This is a genomic window from Myxococcus xanthus, from assembly GCF_013116825.1.
Lineage (GTDB): Bacteria > Myxococcota > Myxococcia > Myxococcales > Myxococcaceae > Myxococcus > Myxococcus xanthus_B.
In genome coordinates, this window is sequence record NZ_JABFNS010000092.1 from 17,917 (window position 1) to 38,086 (window position 20,170).

Consider the following 20,170-nt stretch of genomic DNA (forward strand, 5'->3'; position numbering starts at 1 on the left):
ACCCAGCGTGAGGCCTGCCGCGTCAGCGGAAGAAGCCTCCCTTCTTCGGAGGGTTCTTCTTGCGCATGTCGATGAGCCGCAGCTCCTGGTTCGCCTCCAGGTGCTTGGGGTTGGCGCGCACGGCCTCGCGGAAGCAACGCTCCGCGCGGTCCATGTCGCCTTCGACCCGGGCGATGACGCCGAGCTGGTAGTGCGCCCGATCACAATTCGGGTCGGCGCGCACCGCGTCCGCCATCATCTGCTTGGCCTTGGCCATGTCCGCCTTGCGCGCCGGGTCCATGTAGATGGCCCAGGCCCGAGCAGCCAGATACAGGGGCTTGGGCTCCAGCGCGTGGGCGCGGTCGTAGTGGTCGGAGGCCGTGGTGAAGTCGCGCTTGCGGAAGAAGACCTCGCCCATCTTGTAGAGGTCGTCGGCGTTGCTGTCGGCGCGGCCCTGCGGGCGGAGCACCGGAGCGGTCGGCGCGGTCGCGGGCGGCTTGGGCAGGGTCTGCTGGGCCTGGAGGTTCTGCTGGTACGTCTTGCGCCGGGTGTCGTCGTAGAGAACCTCGTAGGCCTCTCGGATGGCTTCGAACACGGCGGTGATCTTCGGCGCCATGTGGGGCAGCGACGGCGGCAGACGGTCCGGATGGAAGATCTTGGCCAGGTTGAGGAAGGCGCTCTTCACCTGGTCGCGCGAGGCGTCCTGCGAAACGCCGAGCACGTAGAAGTGGTCTCGCTTGGCCTGGACGTCCGCGAAGCGCTGCTCGAGCTGCTGGGCCAGGCGGGCCTCGTCGGGCCTGGGAGGCTCGGAGGCAGCGGGAGCCGAGGCGGCGGCGGGTTCGCTCGTGGGCGAGGGCGTGGCGCCCGGTGCGGACGGCGGGCGCCCACCGAGGACCCCCATGTTCTCCATGGCGCGGCGCAAGAGACGCTGCCGCCGGAGCTTCGCTGCCTCGTCGGGGTTGGAGGGATCTGCCGCCAAGTCGTCCTCGTCAAAGTCCCAGTCGTCCAGGTCTCCGGACGGCTCGTCCCAGTCAGTCTGGCCAGTTGGCCATGAGTTGTCACCGGGGAAGGCCCCCGATGAATCGGGTGCTACCGGTTCGATGGTCGCCTCGACAATGGCCTCGACAGGAGGCTCGTCGAAATCGACGTTCGCCTGATTGACATCCGAGCGGACGAGCGACTCCAGGTGCGTATCGACCTGGAGGAGCGCGGCCTCGAACGACGCCGTCAGGGTGTCGGCGCCCTCGTCCTTGTCGAAGGCGACGATGCGCCAGAGGTCCTCGTCCCCGGTCTTGGGTGCGGCCGGGCGCGGCGACGGCTCGGACGGTTGGGCGGCCCAGGTGGCGTCGTCCTCCTCGTCGGGGGTCGCCTCCAGCAGGATGTCCGCGTCGTCTTCGGCGACAGGCGTGAGGACTGGAGGTTCGCCCGCGGCGGGACGGGCCGCTGGAGCGGGCAGTGGCTCGGCGACGGCCCAAAGCTCGGGCTCGGGTTCGACTTCCAGCAGCGGGAGTTCCGACTCGGTGTCGGACGCAACGCCGAGGGAGAGGGCCTCGGTGTGCCACTGCTCGTCCTGGACAGGGACGCGGTCCTGCGTCCGCGTGGGCGGTGTCGACTGGGGCGGCTCGTCCGCGAGCCATGGCTCGAGCGGCTGGGACTTCGAGCGGCGCAGGGCCTCCGCCATGTCGTGGAGGAGCTCGGCCTGGGCCTTCTGCCGGGCGACACGCAGGGCCTCCGCGCTTTCGGGCAGAGCGGCCAGGTCCAGGTCGGATGCACCGGCGCTCTGGACGGAGTCCGCCCAGGAATCCGCATCGGAGGGCTGAGCGGGAAGCTCGGTGAGCAGGATGTCGCCCACATCGAACGTAAGGGCCTCGACGTCCTCGGCCGCGAGTTCGGGGATGGAGTCGAACTGCGTGGGCTCTTCGGTGGGACGGCCTTCGTCTGCCTGGCGGGTCTGCCCGGCGGCGCGAGCTTCCTTGCCGCGGCGAACGGCATCGGCGCGGCGGCGTTCGACCTCCAGGCGCAGTTCTTCGGCCTGGCGGGCTTCTTCGGCCTGACGGGCCTCTGCCTCGACGCGCGCGACCTCGGCGAGACGGGCCTCCTCCGCGGCCCAGATCTCCTCCGCGCGGCGGGCTTCTCGCGCAAGGCGGGCGGACTCCGCGAGACGGCGCTCCTCGATGAGGCGGGCTTCTTCGGCAAGGCGTTCCGCCTCGAGCCGAGCCTCTTCCGCGAGACGGGCCTCCTCGGCAAGCCGCTCTGCCTCTTCCGCCAGGCGTTCTGCCTCGAGCCGAGCGGCCTCCGCACGCTGCGCCTCTTCCGCGAGGCGGCGCTCCTCGATGAGGCGGGCGTCTTCGGCGAGACGGGCCTCCTCGGCGAGGCGGCGCGCCTCTTCAAGGCGCGCTTCTTCGGCGAGACGACGCTCTTCTTCGAGTCGCGCTTCTTCCGCTACGCGGGCCTCTTCCGCCAGACGACGCTCTTCTTCGAGCCGAGCCTCTTCCGCGAGCCGAGCCTCTTCCGCGAGCCGAGCCTCTTCCGCGAGCCGAGCCTCTTCCGCGAGCCGAGCCTCTTCCGCGAGCCGCGCCGCCTCAAGCAGAGCCGCTTCTGCCAGACGAGCTTCCTCCGCCAGACGCTCCGCCTCTAGCCGGGCCTCTTCCGCGAGCCGACGCTCCTCTTCAAGGCGCGCTTCCTCTGCCAGCCGAGCCTCTTCCGCGAGCCGACGCTCCTCTTCAAGGCGCGCTTCCTCTGCCAGCCGAGCCTCTTCCGCGAGCCGACGCTCCTCTTCAAGGCGCGCTTCCTCTGCCAGCCGAGCCTCTTCCGCCAGCCGCGCCTCTTCCGCCAGCCGGCGCTCCTCTTCGAGCCGCGCCTCTTCCGCCAGCCGAGCCGCTTCCGCGAGGCGAGCTTCTTCGGCAAGCCGCGCCTCTTCTTCGAGACGAGCCTCTTCCGCGAGACGAGCCTCTTCCGCGAGACGAGCCTCTTCCGCCAGCCGGCGCGCCTCTTCGAGCCGGGCCTCTTCCGCCAACCGGGCCTCTTCCGCGAGGTGAGCTTCTTCCGCGAGACGGGCCTCTTCCGCGAGGCGAGCTTCTTCGGCGAGACGGGCCTCTTCAGCTAGGCGCTCCGCCTCAAGCCGAGCCTCTTCGGCAAGACGCGCCTCCTCCGCGAGACGCCGTTCCTCTTCAGCAAGGCGCTCCGCCTCACGCCGCGCGACCTCTGCGAGACGGACTGCTTCCGCCAGACGGGCCTCTTCCGCGAGACGAGCCTCTTCAGCCAAGCGTGCTTCTTCAGCCAGGCGCGCTTCTTCCGCCATACGGCGCTCTTCTTCGAGTCGAGCCTCCTCAGCGAGACGAGCCTCTTCCTCCAGGCGGGCTTCTTCCGCCACACGGCGCTCTTCTTCGAGCCGGGCCTCCTCCGCCCGCCGCCACTCCTCTTCGAGCCGCGCCTCTTCCGCGAGACGAGCCTCTTCCGCGAGACGACGCTCTTCTTCGAGCCGCGCCTCTTCCGCGAGACGACGCTCTTCTTCGAGCCGCGCCTCTTCCGCCAACCGGGCCTCTTCCGCGAGGCGAGCTTCTTCCGCGAGACGGGCCTCTTCCGCGAGGCGAGCTTCTTCGGCGAGACGGACCTCTTCCGCAAGGCGAGCTTCTTCGGCGAGACGGGCCTCTTCAGCTAGGCGCTCCGCCTCAAGCCGAGCCTCTTCGGCAAGACGCGCCTCCTCCGCGAGACGACGCTCTTCTTCGAGCCGAGCCTCTTCCGCCAGCCGGCGCTCCTCTTCGAGCCGCGCCTCTTCCGCCAGCCGAGCCGCTTCCGCGAGGCGAGCTTCTTCGGCAAGCCGCGCCTCTTCTTCGAGCCGAGCCTCTTCCGCCAGCCGAGCCTCTTCCGCCAGCCGAGCCTCTTCCGCCAGCCGAGCCTCTTCCGCCAGCCGAGCCTCTTCCGCCAGCCGAGCCTCTTCAGCGAGACGAGCCTCTTCAGCGAGCCGCGCCTCTTCCGCGAGACGAGCCTCTTCCGCGAGACGAGCCTCTTCAGCGAGACGAGCCTCTTCAGCGAGACGAGCCTCTTCCGCCAGCCGGCGCGCCTCTTCGGCGAGACGGGCCTCTTCGGCTAGGCGCTCCGCCTCAAGCCGAGCCTCTTCGGCAAGACGCGCCTCCTCCTCGAGACGCCGTTCCTCTTCAGCAAGACGCTCCGCCTCAAGCCGAGCCTCTTCAGCGAGACGAGCCTCTTCAGCGAGCCGAGCGACCTCAGCGAGACGAGCCTCTTCAGCGAGACGAGCCTCTTCAGCGAGCCGAGCCTCTTCCTCCAGGCGGGCTTCTTCCGCCACACGGCGCTCTTCTTCGAGTCGAGCCTCCTCAGCGAGCCGAGCCTCCTCCGCCCGCCGCCGCTCCTCTTCGAGCCGAGCCTCCTCCGCTCGCTGCCGAGCCTCTTCCTCCTCCCGTCGAACCCGCTCACGCGCCTCCCAGTCCTCCACAGAGAGCGCCTGCACCCAGCCCTCGCGCTCCAGCACGAGCAGCAGCGCTTTCTGCGCGGGCGTCAGCGACTCCGGCTCACGGAACTCCGCCAACGTCTCCAGGAACGTGCGCTCCGAAGCATCCGCGAGCCACGGCCCGCAGGCCTCGACATCCTCGCACCGGAACACCCGCGCCGCCGCGCCACCATGAATCGGCCCCTCCAGCGCCGCGCGCACCACCCGCACGCCCGCGATGGGCTGAAACCCCTCCGCCTCCACCGTCCCCGGTTCGAACGCGGCCTGCTCCGCCAGCACGCTCAACCGCCGGACGTGCGCCAGCACCTGCTGCTCCGCCACCACCTCCGGCACCAGGTTGAACGCCTCCAGCGTCTCCTCGTCCGGAGCCCCTGCCCCACCCCGCGCCCACAGCGTGTCCAGCGCCTCCGCGTCCAGCAGCCCGGACTGGAGCAGCGCCTGCGCCGGGCTCTGGAACCCGAAGCCCAACTGCGTCCCCACGAGGTTCCCCTCGCGCAGCCACAGCCGGGACTCGCGCCCTCCCGCGGAAAGCGTGAGCCTCCCGGTGGCTCGGGACTTGTGGGCGGAATAGAGCGCTTCGGCGGCCTGCGACGGGGTCATGCGTCGCCGCAGTGTAGTCCCTCTACACGGCCCCTCAACTTGCCGGGGGCGCTTGCCTGCCCGCTCCGGTGAAACGGACCTGTCGCAGGGCCTCATAGGTCCCGATTCCCACCGACGTGGACAGGTTCAGGCTCCGGCGGTCCTCCAGCATGGGAATGGTGACGGCCGTCCCCGTGCCCCCCTCCATCACCTCCGGCGCCAGCCCGGACACCTCCGAGCCGAACACCAGGTGGTCCCCCTCCTCGAACCGGGCCTCATACAGGGATGTTTCAGCCCGGGCGGAGAAGAGCCAGCGCCGGGCGTCCGGGTAGTCCGCCACATAGTCCGCGTAGGTTGGATACAGGCGGAGAAATACCTTGTCCCAGTAGTCCAGCCCCGCCCGCTTGAGCTGCCGGTCGTCAATGGAGAAGCCCAGGGGCTCCACCAGGATGAGCCGGCAGCCCGTCACGGCGCACAGGCGGGCGACGTTGCCGGTGTTGGGGGGAATCTGGGGAGAAACGAGGACCAGGTGGAGAGGACGCGCCAGGGGCTCGAGCATGGGGTAGAAGGCGCTACATGCGCTGGAAGGTGAACAACGAGACGCGGCAACGGCTGCTGGCGGACCGGGCCGACAAGGCCACCTCGTTCCTCCAACGGTTCAAGGGACTCATGGGGCGCCGCTCGCTGGAGGTGGGCCAGGGGCTCCATATCGTCCCCTGTAACTCCATCCACACTTTCTTCATGCGCATCCCCATTGACGTGCTGTTCCTGGACGCCCAGGGCCGCATCGTCAAGCAGATGCCCGCGTTGCCGCCCTGGCGTGCGACATCCGTGTATTTCCAGTCCCGCTCGGTCCTGGAGCTTCCCGCGGGGGTCCTGGCGGCCAGCGGCACCCAGGAAGGCGATGTGCTGAGCTTCGAGCCGGTTCCTTGAGGCCCTGCCCGAAGTGCCCCTGCCTGTCAGGCCGGGATGCACGAGTTTTGACCGATTTCCGAGCGCTTTGTTAACCTCCGGCGCCACGTTTTCTCGCCCCTTTAGAAGAGTTCTCGCGCATGCGCATCGAGGTAGCTGGCAGCACCCACGTTGGGATGAAGCGGAATCACAACGAGGACAACTTCCTGATGCTCCCGGAAGAGTTTCTCTTCTGCGTGGCGGATGGCATGGGCGGCCACTCGTCTGGAGAAATCGCCAGCCGCATCGCGGTGGACGAGCTCGGCGAGTTCTACAAGCTCACGTCCAAGGACCAGGACTGCACCTGGCCCTTCAAGATGGACAAGACGCGCAACTATGACGAGAACCGGCTCGCCACCGGCATCAAGCTCGCCAACGCGCGCATCTTCGAGAAGGCCAGCTCCGAGTCCAAGTACAAGGGCATGGGCACCACCATCGTCACGGTGCACTTCGGGCAGACCGCCGTCTACGTGGGCCACGTCGGCGACAGCCGCGTGTACTACTTCCGCGGCGGCGCCCTGAAGCAGGTGACGGAGGACCACTCCCTCCTCAACGACTACCTCAAGGCGAAGAAGCTCTCGCCGGAGGAGATTGAGAACTTCCCCCACAAGAACGTCATCGTCCGCGCGCTGGGCATGAAGGAGAACGTCCAGGTGGATGTCTCCCGCGTGGAGCCGCAGGAGGATGATGTCTTCCTGCTCTGCTCGGACGGCCTGAGCGGCATGGTGACGGACGCGCAGATGCAGGAAATCCTGCAGCGCACGCCGGAGCTGGAGAAGGCCTGCTCGCAGCTCATCGACATGGCCAACGCCGCAGGTGGCAACGACAACGTCACCTGCGTGCTGGCCCGCTACCACGCCGCCTGAGCGGCGGCGCTCAGCGCCCCTTCAGCGGCGCGGCAATCCGGTGCGCGCCCCAGGCGAGCACCTCGGAGAGCGTCTCCCCGGAGGACACCTCGGTGTCCTCGAAGACGGTGGCTCGCGAGAGCCGCGCCCCCGAAGCCACCTTCGCGCCCGGCTCCAGCGACACGCCCGGCCCCACGGCGGCTCCGGCGGCGACCGCGCTGCCCCGCCCCAGGTACACCGGGCCCTCCGCCGTGCCGTCCAGGCGAGCCTCCGCGTGCGCCCAGGTGCCACTCGCGCCGCGCGGGGTCCCCGCCAGCGGTGAGTCCGCGCCCAGCCACTCCAGCCGCACGCGGCCGGCGAGCACGTCCTGCACGGTGGCGAGGTAGCGCGACGGCGTGCCCAGGTCGGACCAGTACCCGTCCAGCCGCACGCCCCGCACCGTCTGCCCCGCCTCCATGGCGCGGACATAGACGCCGCGGTTGATGTCCTCCTCACCTCGCGGAGACATGAAGTCGAAGACGCGCGGCGACATCACGTGCACGCCGGTGAAGTGCCACGGCGACAAGCCTTCACCGCCAGGGCCGTGGCCGGCGATGCGGCGCACGCGCCCTTCCGCATCCAGCTCCACCGCGGCGTACGTCTCCCCCGCTGGCATGGGCTGCAGCACCAGGGTGGCCAGCGCGCCGGACGCCTGGTGCACGGCCACCACCGGCCGCAGGTCCACCGGGTAGAGGATGTCGCCGTTGAAGACGATGAAGTCGCCGTCCGACAGGAAGTCCCGCAGGCCGCGGATGCCGCCGCCGGTGCCCTGGATGACGGGCTCGTTCACCACGTGCAGCGGCAGCCCCGCGCGAGCGCACTCGGCGCGGGCCACCGCCTCCATGGTGTCTGGCAGGTGGTGGGTGTTGATGCCCACCGCCGTCACGCCCGCGGCCTTCAGCACCGCCAGGTGGTAGCGCAGCAGCGGCTGTCCCAGGAATGGCATCGCCGGCTTGGGCCAGCGTTCGGTGAGCGGGCGCAGGCGCGTGCCCAGGCCCGCGCAGAGGACCATGGCCTTCATCTCAGGCCGCCAGCTCCGGGACGTACTTCGCCACCAGGTCCTGCAGCTTGCGCAGCTCCGGCCGCCGCGCGAAGCCGTCACGCACGTAGCGCAGCGACGCGGGGATGGACACCAGGAAGCCCGGGTTGCCCTTCACCCGGTTGATGAACTCGAAGCGGCCCGCGTCCTTCAGCTTTCGCTGGATGGTGAGCAGGTCGAAGAAGGCCTTGAAGGACGCCGCGTCGATGCGCTCGCCGCTCACCTCCTGGAAGGTGGCGATGTAGCGGTCCAGCATCGCGTCCACGAAGTCGCGGTCCAGCTCCACGTAGCTGTCACGCAAGAGCGCCACCAGGTCGTACTGGCGCGGGCCCTGGAGCGCGTCCTGGAAGTCGATGACGACCAGCTCGCCCTCCTTCATCATGATGTTGCGGCTCTGGTAGTCGCGGTGCGTGAAGCCACGCGGCGCGGCGGCCAGCTGCCGGGCGATGTCGCGGAAGGTGGCGTCCAGTTCGGCGCGCTCGGCGTCCGTGGGCTTCTTGCCACTCCACGCCTCCAGGCCCCACTCGCGGAAGTGGTGCAGCTCCCAGTCGTAGAGGTCCTCGTCGAAGGCGCGGGTGAAGGCCAGGCAGTCCGGGTCCTCCGCCTTCTCCGCCGCCGCGCGCAGGCGCGCCAGCAGGTCCACGGCGCGGGTGTAGAGCGCCTCGTGGTGCTTGCCGCCCTCCAGCGCGGACTCGAAGGTGATGTCACTCAAATCTTCAATCACCATCATCCCCGCCGGCTCGTCGTAGCGGAGGATGCGCGGCACCCGCACGCCCAGCTTCTCCAGGTAGCGGTGCACGTTGATGAAGGGCAGCTCCTTGGGGGGCTCGCCCTTGGTGGCCTCGTCGCTCTTCTTCGTCGAGTCGGGCGGCATCACCATCACCACCCAGCTCTCGGGCGGCGCGCCAACGCGGTAGTACGAGCGGCTGCTCGCCTCGCCCTTCAGCTTCGTGATGGGGGCGTTGGGAACGGGACGGCCCATGGCCTGTCCCACCTGGTCGCGCAGGGCGGCCTCGAGTTCCATATCGACGGGGTTCTCCGGAGGGGGTTGACGCAAGTTGCGCGCGAGTATCGGAGGCGCGTCCATCCGGGTCAAAGGCCTGTCCGGGCGGATGGCCGGATGCCCCCCGGGCTGTCGCCAACCCGACGGGCGGCCATCCTCCCCCCTCGTCCGGGTGCGTCGGAACTCCCTGCCCGCCGGGGCGGGTTCAACACGCTCCAGGGTCGCAAGAGGCCACACGCTGTCGACCGGGCCAGTGCGGCGGCATATAAGACGCGCCGCGAACCCTCATTAACTTATGGAAGCCGCGATGGACATCCACGAGAACATCCTCACCGCCATTGGCAACACGCCGCTGGTCAAGCTCAACAAGCTCGTCGGGCCGAACGACGCGACCGTGCTGGTCAAGTGCGAGTTCATGAACCCGGGCGCGTCCATCAAGGACCGCATGGCGCTCTACATCCTCGAGAAGGCCGAGCGGGAGGGGAAGCTCAAGCCCGGCGGCACCATCGTCGAGAACACGTCCGGCAACACCGGCATGGGCGTGGCGCTGGCCGCGGCGGTCAAGGGCTACAAGTGCATCTTCACCATGCCGGACAAGATGTCCCTGGAGAAGATCAACCGCCTCAAGGCGCTGGGCGCGCAGGTGGTGGTGACGCCGACGAACGTGCCGGCCGAGGACCCGCGCAGCTACTACGAGACGGCCAAGCGCCTGCACCGCGAGACGCCGGGCGCGTTCATGCTCAACCAGTACCACAACCCCGACAACATCGAGGCGCACTACAACACCACCGGTCCTGAGATCTACGAGCAGACCGAGGGCAAGTTCGACTACTTCGTCGCGGGCCTGGGCACCGGCGGCACCATGAGCGGCGCCGGCAAGTTCCTGAAGGAGAAGATTCCCGGCCTCAAGAACGTGGGCGTGGACCCGGAGGGCTCCGTCTACGAGGGCTACTTCAAGACGGGCAAGCTGACCGAGCCGCACGTCTACAAGGTGGAGGGCATCGGCGAGGACATGCTGTGCGGCGCCATGGACTTCACCCACCTGGACGACGTGCGCCAGGTCGATGACCGTCAGTGCTTCATCGCCGCGCGCCGCCTGGCGCGTGAGGAAGGCATCTTCGCCGGCGGCTCCTCGGGCGCGGCGATTCACGTCGCGGTGCAGTTGGCCAAGGAAGTGGGCAAGGGCAAGACGATTGTCGTCGTGCTGCCGGACTCGGGAAGCAGCTACATCAGCAAGTTCCACTCCGACGAGTGGATGCGCGACAACGGCTTCCTGGAGGAGAAGGGCGCCGGCACCATCCGCGACATCCTGGGCGACAAGCGCAAGGACGTGAAGACGGCGCGCCGCGGTGACAAGGTCGACCAGGTGGTCGAGACGATGCGCGGCCACGGCATCAGCCAGATGCCGGTGGTGGGCGACGACGGCCGCACGGTGGGCATGGTGCACGAGTACGACCTGCTCAACGCGCTGGTTGCCGGCAAGGCGAAGTTCTCCGACACCATCGACGGCATCATCGCGCCGCTGCAGGGCGCGCTGTCGCTCGACACCAGCATCGCCCGCCTGCGCGAGGTCTTCGCTCAGGACAACGTGGCGGTGGTGAAGGACGGCGAGAAGGTGGTCGGCATCGTCACCAAGATCGACCTCATCGACTACCTGCACCGCACGGCGGCGTAGTCCCCGGCGCGCTCGCGCCAGGGAAGCACCGAGGGCCTCCACGTTTCCCCAGCGGAAACGGGAGGCCCTTCGTGTTCATGGACGCCGGCCGAAGAGCACGTTCGCCAGCTCCGTCATCACCACCTCGTCCTTCTGGTTGCGCACCTCCATGCGGAGCTTGATGGCGCCCCGGTCCGGCTTGCTGCGCGACGGCGTGGAGGAGACGACCTCCACGCGCACGTGCAACGTGTCCCCCGGACGCACGGGCTTGAGCCAGCGCAGCTCATCCAAGCCGGGCGAGCCCAGGCTGGACGTCTGCCCCAGGAAGCTGTTCACCAACAGGCGGTGACACAGCGAGGCGGTGTGCCAACCGCTGGCCACCAGCCCGCCGAAGATGCTGTCGCGGGCGGCTTCGTCGCTCAGGTGGAAGGGCTGCGGGTCGAATTGCGTCGCGAAGGCGATGATTTCCTCGCGCGACACCACGTGGGGGCCGTGTTCGCTCACGTCCCCGGGCTGGAAGTCCTCGAAGTAGCGCATGGGCGCTACTTCAACGCGACGTGTCCTTGGATTCCAGTTCCTCTGGGTGGAACACGCGCGAAGCGACGCGGTCCAACACTTCGGAGTTCCACTTGATGCTGACCTTCATCAGCCGGCGCATCTCCTTGGCGAAGGTGCGCTCGGACGGCATGCGGGTGTACGTCCGGGCCAGGTAGAGGCCCCGGTTCTCCCGCTCGTAGTCCACGGTGCCGCCACCGGCATCCGTGCCCTCCCGCTCCTCCGCCTGGAAGCCCTCGATGACGCCGGGCTTGGGCGGCTCACGGAAGCGGTACACCAAGGCGCTGCACTTCAGCGCCTGGGTGTCCTCCAACCACTCGAAGTACAGCGACGCGCCCCCCGCGGAGAGCCCGCCGAAGCCCTGGGGATTGATGCCCGGGCTGGGCGGCGTGCCCTCTTCATGGAGGAAGCCCTGGACCAGCCGCTGGGCAGACTCCCGCGTCAGCGGCGTATCCGCCGGAGCTGCGGGGCCCAGGCCCGAAATCCAGGACCTGAGCAGGCCAGCGAGGCCACTGCGGGGAGCGGTAGCCATGGGTTACTTGTTGAAGTTGCCTTCGCGGGCCTGGTCGAACGGCACGCGGTTCTTGAGGTAGACGTCCTCGAAGCTGTGGCCGTCGAACGGGTTCAGGTGGAACTCGTTGAACTGGTGGACCTTGGAGCCCTTGCCACCGTCCGCGACGGGGTTCCACTTGTCCGGGATGGGGCCCAGGCCGAACATGCTGGGGACCGGGTCGCCACGGTTCACGTAGTGCACGTAGTTCGGGCCGTCCGGGTACGTGGCGGCGGCGCCGCCGAACGTCTCCACGTTGATCTTCCCCATCAGCGCCCTGGCGTCCTGCTTGGACATCCCATCTTCGATGCGCAGCCGGTTGTACACGTCGTTCAGCGCGCGGCTGGAGACGAGGCCACCCTGGCTGTGCGCCATCAGGTGCACGTCACGGCCGGCCTTGAGCTCGGTGTAGAGCGCGTCTGCCAGGGTGTCCACGGCGGGGTTGGTACCCTTGTCCAGCTTGTCCTTCACGCACTGGGCCAGGTCCGCGCCCATGCCCTCGGTGGCGTTGTGGATGCCGACGACGCGCGAGCCCGTCGCGTTGGCGATGGCCTGCAGGCTCTCCGACTGGGTCTCCTTCGTCGTCAGGATGCCGTTGACGTAGAGGATGGTCGACTGCGGGTTCGGGTTGTTGGCCGGCGTCACGCCCGGGATGTCCGCCAGCGGGGTGCCCGGCGGGAACGTCGCGCCGTCCGCGCCCAGCAGCTTGCCGTCGTGCACGCGGTCCGGCTGGTTGCCGCCGCCGAAGAACTCCTGCACGCCCCGCGCGGCGCCGCCGACGACGTTGCCCACGCCCCGGGCGGTGCCGGAGACGGCGTTCTCGAAGCCGTCCACGAACTGGCCGACCTTGCGGCCGCCGGCAGCCGCGGCGTCCTTCACGTTGTCGACGGCGTTACCCACGGCGTCTTGCGTACGGTCAATGGCCTTCTCGGCACCGGTACGGACCGTGTTGATGAGTTTCCGGCCGCGCTCGATGGGGTTCATGGGGGCTCCAGGCGATTTGGAAGGAGTGGACTGCTGGTGAGGGAATTATCGTCCCTGGGTCCTGGAAGTTGCGGTGCCCCTCACTTTGCCGCGCCGCGGCAGAGGATCAGCGTCCGAAGACGCGGTCCGCCACCCGGTTCAGGACGGTGCTGCTCCACTCGATGCTGGCCTTCATCAACCGCTTCATGTCGTCGTTGAAGATGGGGATCTGCGGCGCCGTGGTGTAGGTGCGGCTGAGGAACAGGGACTTGTTCTCCGGCTCGAAGTCCACGGTGCCGCCGCCGGTGTCGGTGCCCTTCTTCTGCTCGTCCTGGAAGCCCTCCAGGATGCCCGGCTTGGGGGTGTCCCGGAACCGGTGGATGAGGGCGCTGCACTCCAGCGCCTGCTCCTTGTCGTGCCACTCGAAGTAGAGCTGCGCATCGCCCAGGGCGACGCCGCCGAAGCCCTGCGGGTTGATGCCGACGCTGTTGGGGCTGCCGTTGGCGGCGAGGAACGCCTGCGCCAGCATCTGCGCTTCTTCTCGGGTCATGGGGGTCGGTCTCCAGGGGCGGGCACTGCCTGAGCGGGCAGCCTAGCAAATCAGCACGCCGCCTCCACATGACAAGGGCCTCCGCGCGCTTCCGGGAAGGCGAGCGCGGGGAGGCCCTGGAGACCGAAGGGGCGCGAGGCCCTGACGGCTACTTCGCGGCGTCGAGCGCCTGGGACAGGTCATCCACCAGGTCCCGCGCGTCCTCGATGCCCACGGACAGGCGGATGAAGCCGTCGGTGATGCCCAACTGCTCGCGCGTCTCCTTGGGGATGGAGGCGTGGGTCATGATGGCCGGGTGCTCGATGAGGGACTCGACGCCGCCGAGCGACTCGGCGCAGGCGAACACCTTCACCGTCTTGAGGAAGGTGCGGGCCGCCTCCAGGCCCCCCTGGATGTCGAAGGTCACCATGCCGCCGAAGCCGGACATCTGCTGCTTCGCCAGCGCGTGCTGCGGGTGCGACTCCAGGCCCGGGTAGGTGACCTTCTTCACCTTCGGGTGGGACGCCAGGAACTGCGCCACCTTCATCGCGTTGGAGGCGTGGCGGTCCATGCGCACGTGCAGCGTCTTCACGCCGCGCAGCACCATGAAGCTGTCGAAGGCGCCGGACACGCCGCCCACCGCGTTCTGGAGGAAGTACATCTTCTCCGCCACGTCCTCGCGGCTGGTGCAGACGAAGCCGCCCACCACGTCGCTGTGGCCGTTGATGTACTTGGTGGTGGAGTGCGCCACCACGTCGAAGCCGAGGTCCAGCGGGCGCTGGAAGTACGGCGTCATGAACGTGTTGTCGGCGACGGAGAGGATGTTCCGCTTCTTGGCGACCTCGGCGATGCGCGCCAGGTCGATGAGCTTGAGCATCGGGTTGGTGGGGGACTCCACCCACACCATCTTCGTCTTCGGCGTAATCGCCGCCTCGAAGTTCTCCGGCTTGGACAGGTCCACGAAGGAGAAGTGCAGCCCGGCCCGCCGGAACACCTTGTCGAAGAGGCGGAAGGTGCCGCCGTACACATCGTCCGAGACGACCACGTGGTCGCCCGAATCCAGCATGTGCATCAGCATGTCCGTGCCCGCCAGGCCGGAGGCGAAGGCCGCGCCGTACTTCGCCCCCTCGAGCGCGGCCAGACAGTCCTGGAGCGCCTTGCGGGTGGGGTTCTGCGTCCGGCTGTACTCGTAGCCCTTGTGCTCTCCGGGGCCGTCCTGGACGTAGGTGGACGTCAGGTAGACGGGCGTCATGATGGCGCCGGTGGTGGGGTCCGGCTCCTGACCGGCGTGAATGGCAAGCGTGTCGAAGCGCATGCCGGGGGAACTAACACAGTCCCTCCCTGCCCGCAGCAGGACCCGCCTATTCGAACTTCCCGTGACGCCCTGCCCCTTGAGCAAAACGCGTGGCGCCGGCAATGGACTCCGACTCCAGGACCTTGACACCGCGGGCGAACTCCTGACGCAGTGCCTCTTCGGTGCCCAGCCCCGCCTGGGCGTAGGCGGAGCGCCGGTCCGCGTTCATGCACGCCTGCGGGAAGGCGGCCACTTCGCGCGCCAGGGCCTCCGCGGCCTCGCGCGCCTGCCCCCGGGGCACCACGCGGTTGACCAGCCCCATGGCCAGCGCCTCCTGGGCGGAGACAGGCCGGCCCGTGAGGATGAGGTCCAGCGCGCGCGAAAGGCCAATGAGCCGGGGCAGCCGCACCGTCCCCCCGTCGATGAGGGGCACGCCCCAGCGGCGGCAGAAGACGCCCAGGACGGCGTCCTCCTCGGCCACGCGCAAGTCGCACCACAGCGCCAGCTCCAAGCCGCCGGCCACGGCATGGCCACTTATAGATGCGATGACGGGCTTGGACAGCGCCATGCGCGAGGGGCCCATGGGGCCATCCCCGTCCAGCTCCAGGCGGGGCAACCGGCCCTCGGAGACGGCCTTCAGGTCCGCCCCGGCGCAGAAGGTGCCCCCTTCTCCATGGAGCACGCCCACCCGCGCGTCCGGGTCCGCGTCGAAGGCGCGGAAGGCCTCCGCCAGCGACTGAGCGGTGGCGCCATCCACGGCGTTGCGCACCTCCGGGCGGTCCAGGATGACGGTGGTGACGAGGCCGTTCTTCTCGACGCGCACGCTCATGGCGGCGGAGTCTTCTTCCCTCGCGTCCGGACCGCAATCCCGCCGCGGTGCGTCCTTACATCGGCGCGTGCGCGCCCGCCCCTTCCGACAGGCCGTGGATGATGCGCGCCACCTGGCGCAAGTCGTCCACGAAGGCCTTGAGCGCAGCCTCCTTCGCCCGAGGGTCCGGCGCGCGGAGGATGGAGGACGGGTGCACCGTGGCCACCACCACCCGCGCCCATTCCGACGCCATCGGCTGCCCACGAGACTGCGTCACCCGGAACACCTTGCCCAGCAGCGCCTGCGCCGCGGTGGCCCCCAGGCAGACGAGGACGTCCGGGCGGAACACGCGAATCTCCGCCTCCAGCCACGGCAGGCAGGCGCGAATCTCCGTCGTGGTCGGCTTCGCGTGGATGCGCCGGGGCCCCTGGCCGGTCCACTTGAAGTGCTTCACCGTATTGGTGACGTACACCTGCGCGCGGTCGATGCCGGCGGCCTCCAGCGCCTCGTCCAGGAGCCGGCCGGAGGGCCCCACGAAGGGCCTGCCGGCCCGGTCCTCCTGGTCCCCGGGCTGCTCGCCCACCAGCATCACCCGGGGGCCCGGGCGCGGCTGCCCCTCGGGCTCGCCGAAGACGGTCTGGGTGCCCGTGCGCCACAGCGGGCAGGCCTGACACCCCGCGGCCGCCTTTCGGAGCTTGTCGTACGTCGGAGACTCAGGGATGAGGGGGGCCGCGGTGGTCTGGACGGAAGGACGCTTGGGCATGGCTGACACACAAGGTACGCATGGCTCTCACGACGCAACCGGCCCCGAGGGCATGTTCGCCAACCGCCTGCGCAAGGGGGACAAGCGCTTCCGCAAGTGGGCCCGGACACAGGGCCTGACGGCCTTCCGCGTCTACGACAGGGACATCCCCGAGTACCCCTTCGCCATCGACGTCTATGGCGACTGCGTCCACGTCGTGGAGTACCCCCGTCGGCGCGCCATCGCCTCTGGCGCGGCGGAGACGCAGCGGGAGGAGGTCCTGGCCGCGGTGACGCAGGTGCTGGCCGTCCCGCCCGAGCGCATCTTCGTGAAGACGCACACGCCCCAGCCCTGGGGCCGCTCGCAGTACGGCCGGGTGGGCCAGGACAGCGGGCGCATCGTGGTGGAGGAGCAGGGCCTGAAGTTCTGGGTGAACCTGGGCGACTACCTGGACACCGGCCTCTTCATGGACCACCGCAACACCCGCGCGCGCGTGCGGGAGGAGGCCCGGGGCAAGCGCTTCCTCAACCTCTTCGCGTACACCGGGGCCTTCACCGTCTACGCCGCCGCTGGAGGCGCCGCGAGCACGATGACGGTGGACCTCTCCAACACCTACCTGGACTGGGCCGAGGACAACCTGGACCTCAACGGCCTGGCCGACGCGCGGCACACGCTGGTGCGCGCGGATGCCAAGGCCTGGGTGGAGGCCCAGGCCGACGCGCCAGAGCGGTACGACCTGGTGGTGTGCGACCCGCCGTCCTTCTCCACGTCGAAGAAGATGTCGGGCAGCTTCAACGTGCAGCGCGACCACCCGCGCCTGCTGGCCGCCATCCGGGCGCTGCTCGCCCCCGGTGGCGTCCTCTACTTCTCCAACAACTTCCTGGGGTTCCAGTTGGAACCGAAGGCCACGCGGGGGATGGAGGTGGAGGAGCTCACCCCTCGCTCCATCCCCGAGGACTTCCAGCGCAAGGAGATCCACCGCTGCTGGCGCATGGTGGCGCCCTGACGCTGGCGTCCGTCCCGACTACAGCCAGCAGACGTTGTCGATGCAGCGCTCGCCGGCGGGGCACTCGCAGGTGGCCTGACAGCTGTTGCCGCTGCCCGTGTTGACGGGCTTGCAGACGCCGTCCGTGCAGACCTGACCGGACGGGCACTCGCAGTCGGCGCGGCACACCGGGGTGGACGTCCCGGCATCCTGAACCGGAGGAGGCGACGGCACCTTGCACTGGCCGTTGGAGCAGACCTGGCCCGACGGGCAGTCGCAGTTGGCCTCGCAGGCCGTGCCCGTGCCCGCATCCGGCGGCGGAGGCGGCGGGGCCGGCGGGCGGCAGTAACCGTTGGTGCAGACCTCACCCGAGGGGCAGTCGCAGTTGGCCACGCACGTCTGGCCCGGGTCCGGCTGCGGCGGCTTGCACTGGCCATTGAAGCAGACCTGGCCGGCGGGGCACTCGCAGTTGGCGCGGCACTGGCCCCCATCCGGAATGGGCATGCAGTACCCAATCTGGCAGCTGTAGTCGTCCGGGCACTGGGTGGTGGAGTCGCAAGCCGCGCGGCACTGGCCATCCACGCAGTCCTTCCCGCCGGAGCAGTCCGCCGCGGTGGAGCAGGTGTTGGGGTCCACCGGGCGCGGACGGCACAGGCCGCTCACGCAGGTGTCCTTCGCGTCGCACCAGGAATCGTCATAGCAGCCGCGGATGCACTGGCTGTTGATGCAGTAGTTCCCCGCACCGCAATCCATGTTCACCCGGCACTGCAGAGGAGAACCCCCGTCCACGCCCGCATCCGGGCGCGTCCCACCGTCGGAGCCAGCATCTGGACGCGTCCCACCGTCCGTCCCCGAATCCGGGCGCGTCCCGCCATCAGCCCCCGCGTCCGGGCGCGTCCCGCCGTTCCCGACGCAGTAGTGGTCGTCGCAGCGCTGGCCCGAACCGCAGTCGGAGTCACGCGAGCAGAACTGCGAGCAGACGCTGTTGATGCAGATCTGGGACCCGGGGCAGTCCAGGGAGGAGGAACACCCGCCCGAGCCAGGTGGAACGGTCCGACAGACGCCGCTGCGGCAGCTCTCACCCGGACTGCAATCTTTGTCGGAGGAGCAGTAGCAGATGTCGTCATCGTCGTCGTACCAGTCATCCTCTCCATGGACGATGCAGCCCGGGAGGACGGCGAGGACGGCGAGCAACGGCAGCCACATGAGGCTACGTATGGGGGTGTTCCGCATGAGAGGGGACTCCGAGAACTCAGGGGTGCCGGTCCGGCCACCGGGGGTGCTTTCCGGTTTCAGCAGCGATGGACTCCGTAGCGCGGACGGATGATCAAAAAATTTATTTGATCGGCTTTCGTCTTTCCGGAGACCCATGGCCACGGAGGTATGTAGTGGCCTGGACCTTTCAGTCGGTCACCGGGCCGGGCTCGCATCGCGCCGGACCCCGACCACCCCTCGAGGGAGAACCCCTGGTGTTCCTGCGTGGAGCCCGCTCATTCGCGCACGTCACCCGCCTCCCCGAGGAGCGAAGGGGACGCGACGCGTCCGGCGTTCCCGCCCAGGACGAGGTGCGGCTCCAGGCGCTGGTCCGGCGCATCCAGGAGGGCGACCTGACGGCATTCGAACAGCTCTATGCGCTCACACAGGCGGATGCCTCGCGCACCTTGTGGCACCTGGTCGGCAACCGCGTGGACGTGGAGGACCTGCTCCAGGAGGCCTATCTCCGGCTGCTCACAGCCGTGAAGAGCTACCGGGGCGAGTCCCGGTTCCGGACCTTCTTCTATCGCGTGTGCTCCAATGTGGCCCTGTCCCACCTGCGCTGGAAGCGGCGCCGGCCGGAGGACTCCGTCTGGGAGCTGCCGGAAACGGCGGCGGAAGGAGACGACCCCGAGCGGGTGGCCTCGCGGCGTCAGGCGGCCCGGCTGGTGGAGCTGGCGCTGGAACGGCTGAAGCCCAAGAAGCGCATCGTCTTCGTGTACTACGAGCTGTGTGGAATGAGCCCGGACGAGATTGCCGACGCCGTGGGCAGCTCCCCCAACACCGTCCGCAGCCGCCTCCACCATGCGCGGCTGGAGTTCAACGAAGCCATGCAGCGACTGCTCGGCGCCGACCGGCCCGGAGGTTTCCATGGCGCGACATGAGCACCTCTCCCTGTGGGCCCTGGCCGCGGGCGAGTTGCACGCAGATGCGAGCAGACGGGTGGAGGCGCACGTCGCCACCTGCTCCGAATGTGCCCAGGCGCTGGAGCAGGTCCGGCAGTCCCGCGCCGTCCTCCACGAGGGCCGCGGCACCCTGCCCGCGCCGCGCACGGACGTCATGGGCGAAGGACTTCGCGCGGAAGCAGCTCGGCGCCTGGTGCGCAGCGCGCCCAGGGCCCGCTGGCCGTGGGCCGTGGCGCTCGCGGGCGTCTGCGCGGCGATGCTGGCGTTCTGGATGGTCCGCGCGCCCCGGGCGACCGACGCGGGCGGAGCGCACGTGGCTCGGGGGAATGCACCCTCTGCTCCTGCGTCGGGTGCCTCCGTTCCGTCGAATGGAGGTGACGCGGCTCCCACGGCGCCCCCGCCTCCGGAGACGGCCGCTCACGCCGCGGCCGGCAGCGAGCCGTCTGTCCCCTCGAATGCAGCGGAGAAGCTCGACGCCACCACGGAGACAGAACGGGTCGCCGTCGCGGGTGCCATCCTGCGCGAGGCGGGAGGCACGGAGCGCGCGCTCAAGCCCGGCATGCGGCTGCGTTCAGGCGTGGCGGTGCGGACGCCCGCGCGCTCCAGTGCGTTGCTTCGGCTCCCGGATGAGAGCCGCGTTCGGCTGTCGGCGGGCTCGGAGGTGGAGCTGTCCCGCGCGGAGTCGCGCGATGTGCACCTCACCGTGAACAAGGGACGGCTGTCCGTCGAGGCCTCGCACACGGCGCGCCAAGGATTCATGGTGGAGGTGGCGGGTCTGCGCGTCTCCGTGGTGGGCACCGTCTTCACGGTGGAGCGCACGAAGGAAGGCGCCGCCGTGGCCGTCGCGGAAGGACAGGTCCGCGTCGAGGCGGAAGGTCAGCCGCCGCGGCTGGTGGGCCCTGGCGAGCGGGTGGAACTGCACGCGGCGAAGCACACGCTGAGCCCGCGGAAGATGTCGAAGCCGGACCTGCGGGCCATCGCGGAGCTCCGGGCTCCGGTGGACGAAGTCCCCGTGAGCCCGCCCCGCC

General features: G+C 69.3%; 18 protein-coding genes. 6 read left to right on the forward strand and 12 right to left on the reverse strand.

All coding sequences use genetic code 11. The features are described from left to right. Window positions 1–22: 22 nt before the first annotated feature. Window positions 23–5,047, reverse strand: a complete 5,025-nt coding sequence (locus HNV26_RS38600) for a J domain-containing protein (protein WP_253816990.1) — start codon at window positions 5,045–5,047, stop codon at window positions 23–25. A gap of 34 nt (window positions 5,048–5,081) precedes the next feature. Next, window positions 5,082–5,585 (reverse strand): tRNA (cytidine(34)-2'-O)-methyltransferase, encoded by a 504-nt coding sequence (locus HNV26_RS24485; RefSeq protein WP_171441291.1) that lies wholly within the window; start codon window positions 5,583–5,585, stop codon window positions 5,082–5,084. Between the two features lie 17 nt (window positions 5,586–5,602). On the opposite strand from HNV26_RS24485, the gene HNV26_RS24490 reads away from it, so the two are divergent. Together HNV26_RS24490 and HNV26_RS24495 are read left to right on the forward strand one after the other, a co-directional pair. Further along, the gene (locus HNV26_RS24490) at window positions 5,603–5,959 is read left to right on the forward strand and encodes a DUF192 domain-containing protein (RefSeq protein ID WP_011552129.1); all 357 of its coding nucleotides are present in this window, start codon (window positions 5,603–5,605) and stop codon (window positions 5,957–5,959) included. Between the two features lie 119 nt (window positions 5,960–6,078). Next, window positions 6,079–6,843, forward strand: a complete 765-nt coding sequence (locus tag HNV26_RS24495) for a Stp1/IreP family PP2C-type Ser/Thr phosphatase (protein ID WP_141594189.1) — start codon at window positions 6,079–6,081, stop codon at window positions 6,841–6,843. 10 nt (window positions 6,844–6,853) lie between these two features. Here HNV26_RS24495 and HNV26_RS24500 read toward each other — a convergent pair whose 3' ends face one another. Both HNV26_RS24500 and HNV26_RS24505 read right to left on the reverse strand, forming a co-directional pair. Next, complete coding sequence (locus HNV26_RS24500) at window positions 6,854–7,882, reverse strand: nucleotidyltransferase family protein (protein ID WP_171441292.1); 1,029 nt, start codon at window positions 7,880–7,882, stop codon at window positions 6,854–6,856. 1 nt (window position 7,883) lies between these two features. After that, complete coding sequence (locus HNV26_RS24505; RefSeq protein ID WP_011552126.1) at window positions 7,884–8,924, reverse strand: aminoglycoside phosphotransferase family protein; 1,041 nt, start codon at window positions 8,922–8,924, stop codon at window positions 7,884–7,886. Window positions 8,925–9,210: 286 nt separating this feature from the next. On the opposite strand from HNV26_RS24505, the gene HNV26_RS24510 reads away from it, so the two are divergent. After that, on the forward strand, window positions 9,211–10,578 hold the full coding sequence (locus HNV26_RS24510; protein ID WP_171441293.1) for a pyridoxal-phosphate dependent enzyme: 1,368 nt from the start codon (window positions 9,211–9,213) through the stop codon (window positions 10,576–10,578). Between the two features lie 75 nt (window positions 10,579–10,653). On the opposite strand, the gene HNV26_RS24515 is transcribed toward HNV26_RS24510, so the two are convergent. The 7 genes from HNV26_RS24515 to HNV26_RS24545 form a co-directional block, all read right to left on the reverse strand. Further along, window positions 10,654–11,094, reverse strand: coding sequence for a MaoC family dehydratase (locus tag HNV26_RS24515; protein ID WP_171441294.1), 441 nt, complete (start codon window positions 11,092–11,094; stop codon window positions 10,654–10,656). Window positions 11,095–11,104: 10 nt separating this feature from the next. Further along, a complete protein-coding gene (locus tag HNV26_RS24520) occupies window positions 11,105–11,644 on the reverse strand; it encodes a hypothetical protein (RefSeq protein WP_171441295.1) in 540 nt (179 codons plus the stop codon). A 3-nt stretch (window positions 11,645–11,647) separates the two neighbouring features. Beyond that, a complete protein-coding gene (locus tag HNV26_RS24525) occupies window positions 11,648–12,646 on the reverse strand; it encodes a hypothetical protein (RefSeq protein ID WP_090491991.1) in 999 nt (332 codons plus the stop codon). 106 nt (window positions 12,647–12,752) lie between these two features. Further along, the gene (locus HNV26_RS24530) at window positions 12,753–13,175 is read right to left on the reverse strand and encodes a hypothetical protein (protein WP_090491990.1); all 423 of its coding nucleotides are present in this window, start codon (window positions 13,173–13,175) and stop codon (window positions 12,753–12,755) included. Between the two features lie 148 nt (window positions 13,176–13,323). Then, entirely contained in the window at window positions 13,324–14,469 is a 1,146-nt protein-coding gene (locus tag HNV26_RS24535; RefSeq protein WP_171441296.1) for a cystathionine gamma-synthase, read from the reverse strand. Window positions 14,470–14,515: 46 nt separating this feature from the next. Next, on the reverse strand, window positions 14,516–15,277 hold the full coding sequence (locus HNV26_RS24540) for a crotonase/enoyl-CoA hydratase family protein (protein WP_171441297.1): 762 nt from the start codon (window positions 15,275–15,277) through the stop codon (window positions 14,516–14,518). 55 nt (window positions 15,278–15,332) lie between these two features. Then, window positions 15,333–16,019, reverse strand: coding sequence for a UdgX family uracil-DNA binding protein (locus HNV26_RS24545; RefSeq protein WP_171441298.1), 687 nt, complete (start codon window positions 16,017–16,019; stop codon window positions 15,333–15,335). Between HNV26_RS24545 and HNV26_RS24550 the strand changes: the two genes are divergently transcribed. Beyond that, a complete protein-coding gene (locus tag HNV26_RS24550) occupies window positions 16,018–17,004 on the forward strand; it encodes a class I SAM-dependent methyltransferase (RefSeq protein ID WP_171441299.1) in 987 nt (328 codons plus the stop codon). The two genes, HNV26_RS24545 and HNV26_RS24550, sit on opposite strands and share 2 nt — an antisense overlap. An 18-nt stretch (window positions 17,005–17,022) precedes the next feature. Here HNV26_RS24550 and HNV26_RS24555 read toward each other — a convergent pair whose 3' ends face one another. Continuing rightward, the gene (locus HNV26_RS24555; protein WP_171441300.1) at window positions 17,023–18,216 is read right to left on the reverse strand and encodes a DUF7107 domain-containing protein; all 1,194 of its coding nucleotides are present in this window, start codon (window positions 18,214–18,216) and stop codon (window positions 17,023–17,025) included. A 236-nt stretch (window positions 18,217–18,452) separates the two neighbouring features. Here HNV26_RS24555 and HNV26_RS24560 point away from each other — a divergent pair, with 236 nt between their 5' ends. Then, on the forward strand, window positions 18,453–19,121 hold the full coding sequence (locus HNV26_RS24560) for an RNA polymerase sigma factor (RefSeq protein ID WP_171441301.1): 669 nt from the start codon (window positions 18,453–18,455) through the stop codon (window positions 19,119–19,121). Then, window positions 19,108–20,170, forward strand: a 1,063-nt coding sequence (locus HNV26_RS24565) for a FecR domain-containing protein (protein WP_253816992.1), incomplete at its 3' end; no start/stop codon positions are given. The genes HNV26_RS24560 and HNV26_RS24565, both read left to right, overlap by 14 nt.

Bases quoted from the DNA above. Each gene is read 5' to 3' on its own strand.
- HNV26_RS24535 (WP_171441296.1), bottom strand. From the start codon at position 14,469: ATGCGCTTCGACACGCTTGCCATTCACGCCGGTCAGGAGCCGGACCCC.
- HNV26_RS24540 (WP_171441297.1), bottom strand. From the start codon at position 15,277: ATGAGCGTGCGCGTCGAGAAGAACGGCCTCGTCACCACCGTCATCCTG.
- HNV26_RS38600 (WP_253816990.1), bottom strand. From the start codon at position 5,047: ATGACCCCGTCGCAGGCCGCCGAAGCGCTCTATTCCGCCCACAAGTCC.
- HNV26_RS24510 (WP_171441293.1), top strand. From the start codon at position 9,211: ATGGACATCCACGAGAACATCCTCACCGCCATTGGCAACACGCCGCTG.
- HNV26_RS24545 (WP_171441298.1), bottom strand. From the start codon at position 16,019: ATGCCCAAGCGTCCTTCCGTCCAGACCACCGCGGCCCCCCTCATCCCT.
- HNV26_RS24520 (WP_171441295.1), bottom strand. From the start codon at position 11,644: ATGGCTACCGCTCCCCGCAGTGGCCTCGCTGGCCTGCTCAGGTCCTGG.
- HNV26_RS24550 (WP_171441299.1), top strand. From the start codon at position 16,018: ATGGCTGACACACAAGGTACGCATGGCTCTCACGACGCAACCGGCCCC.
- HNV26_RS24505 (WP_011552126.1), bottom strand. From the start codon at position 8,924: ATGGAACTCGAGGCCGCCCTGCGCGACCAGGTGGGACAGGCCATGGGC.
- HNV26_RS24500 (WP_171441292.1), bottom strand. From the start codon at position 7,882: ATGAAGGCCATGGTCCTCTGCGCGGGCCTGGGCACGCGCCTGCGCCCG.
- HNV26_RS24530 (WP_090491990.1), bottom strand. From the start codon at position 13,175: ATGACCCGAGAAGAAGCGCAGATGCTGGCGCAGGCGTTCCTCGCCGCC.
- HNV26_RS24515 (WP_171441294.1), bottom strand. From the start codon at position 11,094: ATGCGCTACTTCGAGGACTTCCAGCCCGGGGACGTGAGCGAACACGGC.
- HNV26_RS24525 (WP_090491991.1), bottom strand. From the start codon at position 12,646: ATGAACCCCATCGAGCGCGGCCGGAAACTCATCAACACGGTCCGTACC.
- HNV26_RS24490 (WP_011552129.1), top strand. From the start codon at position 5,603: ATGCGCTGGAAGGTGAACAACGAGACGCGGCAACGGCTGCTGGCGGAC.
- HNV26_RS24485 (WP_171441291.1), bottom strand. From the start codon at position 5,585: ATGCTCGAGCCCCTGGCGCGTCCTCTCCACCTGGTCCTCGTTTCTCCC.
- HNV26_RS24555 (WP_171441300.1), bottom strand. From the start codon at position 18,216: ATGCGGAACACCCCCATACGTAGCCTCATGTGGCTGCCGTTGCTCGCC.
- HNV26_RS24495 (WP_141594189.1), top strand. From the start codon at position 6,079: ATGCGCATCGAGGTAGCTGGCAGCACCCACGTTGGGATGAAGCGGAAT.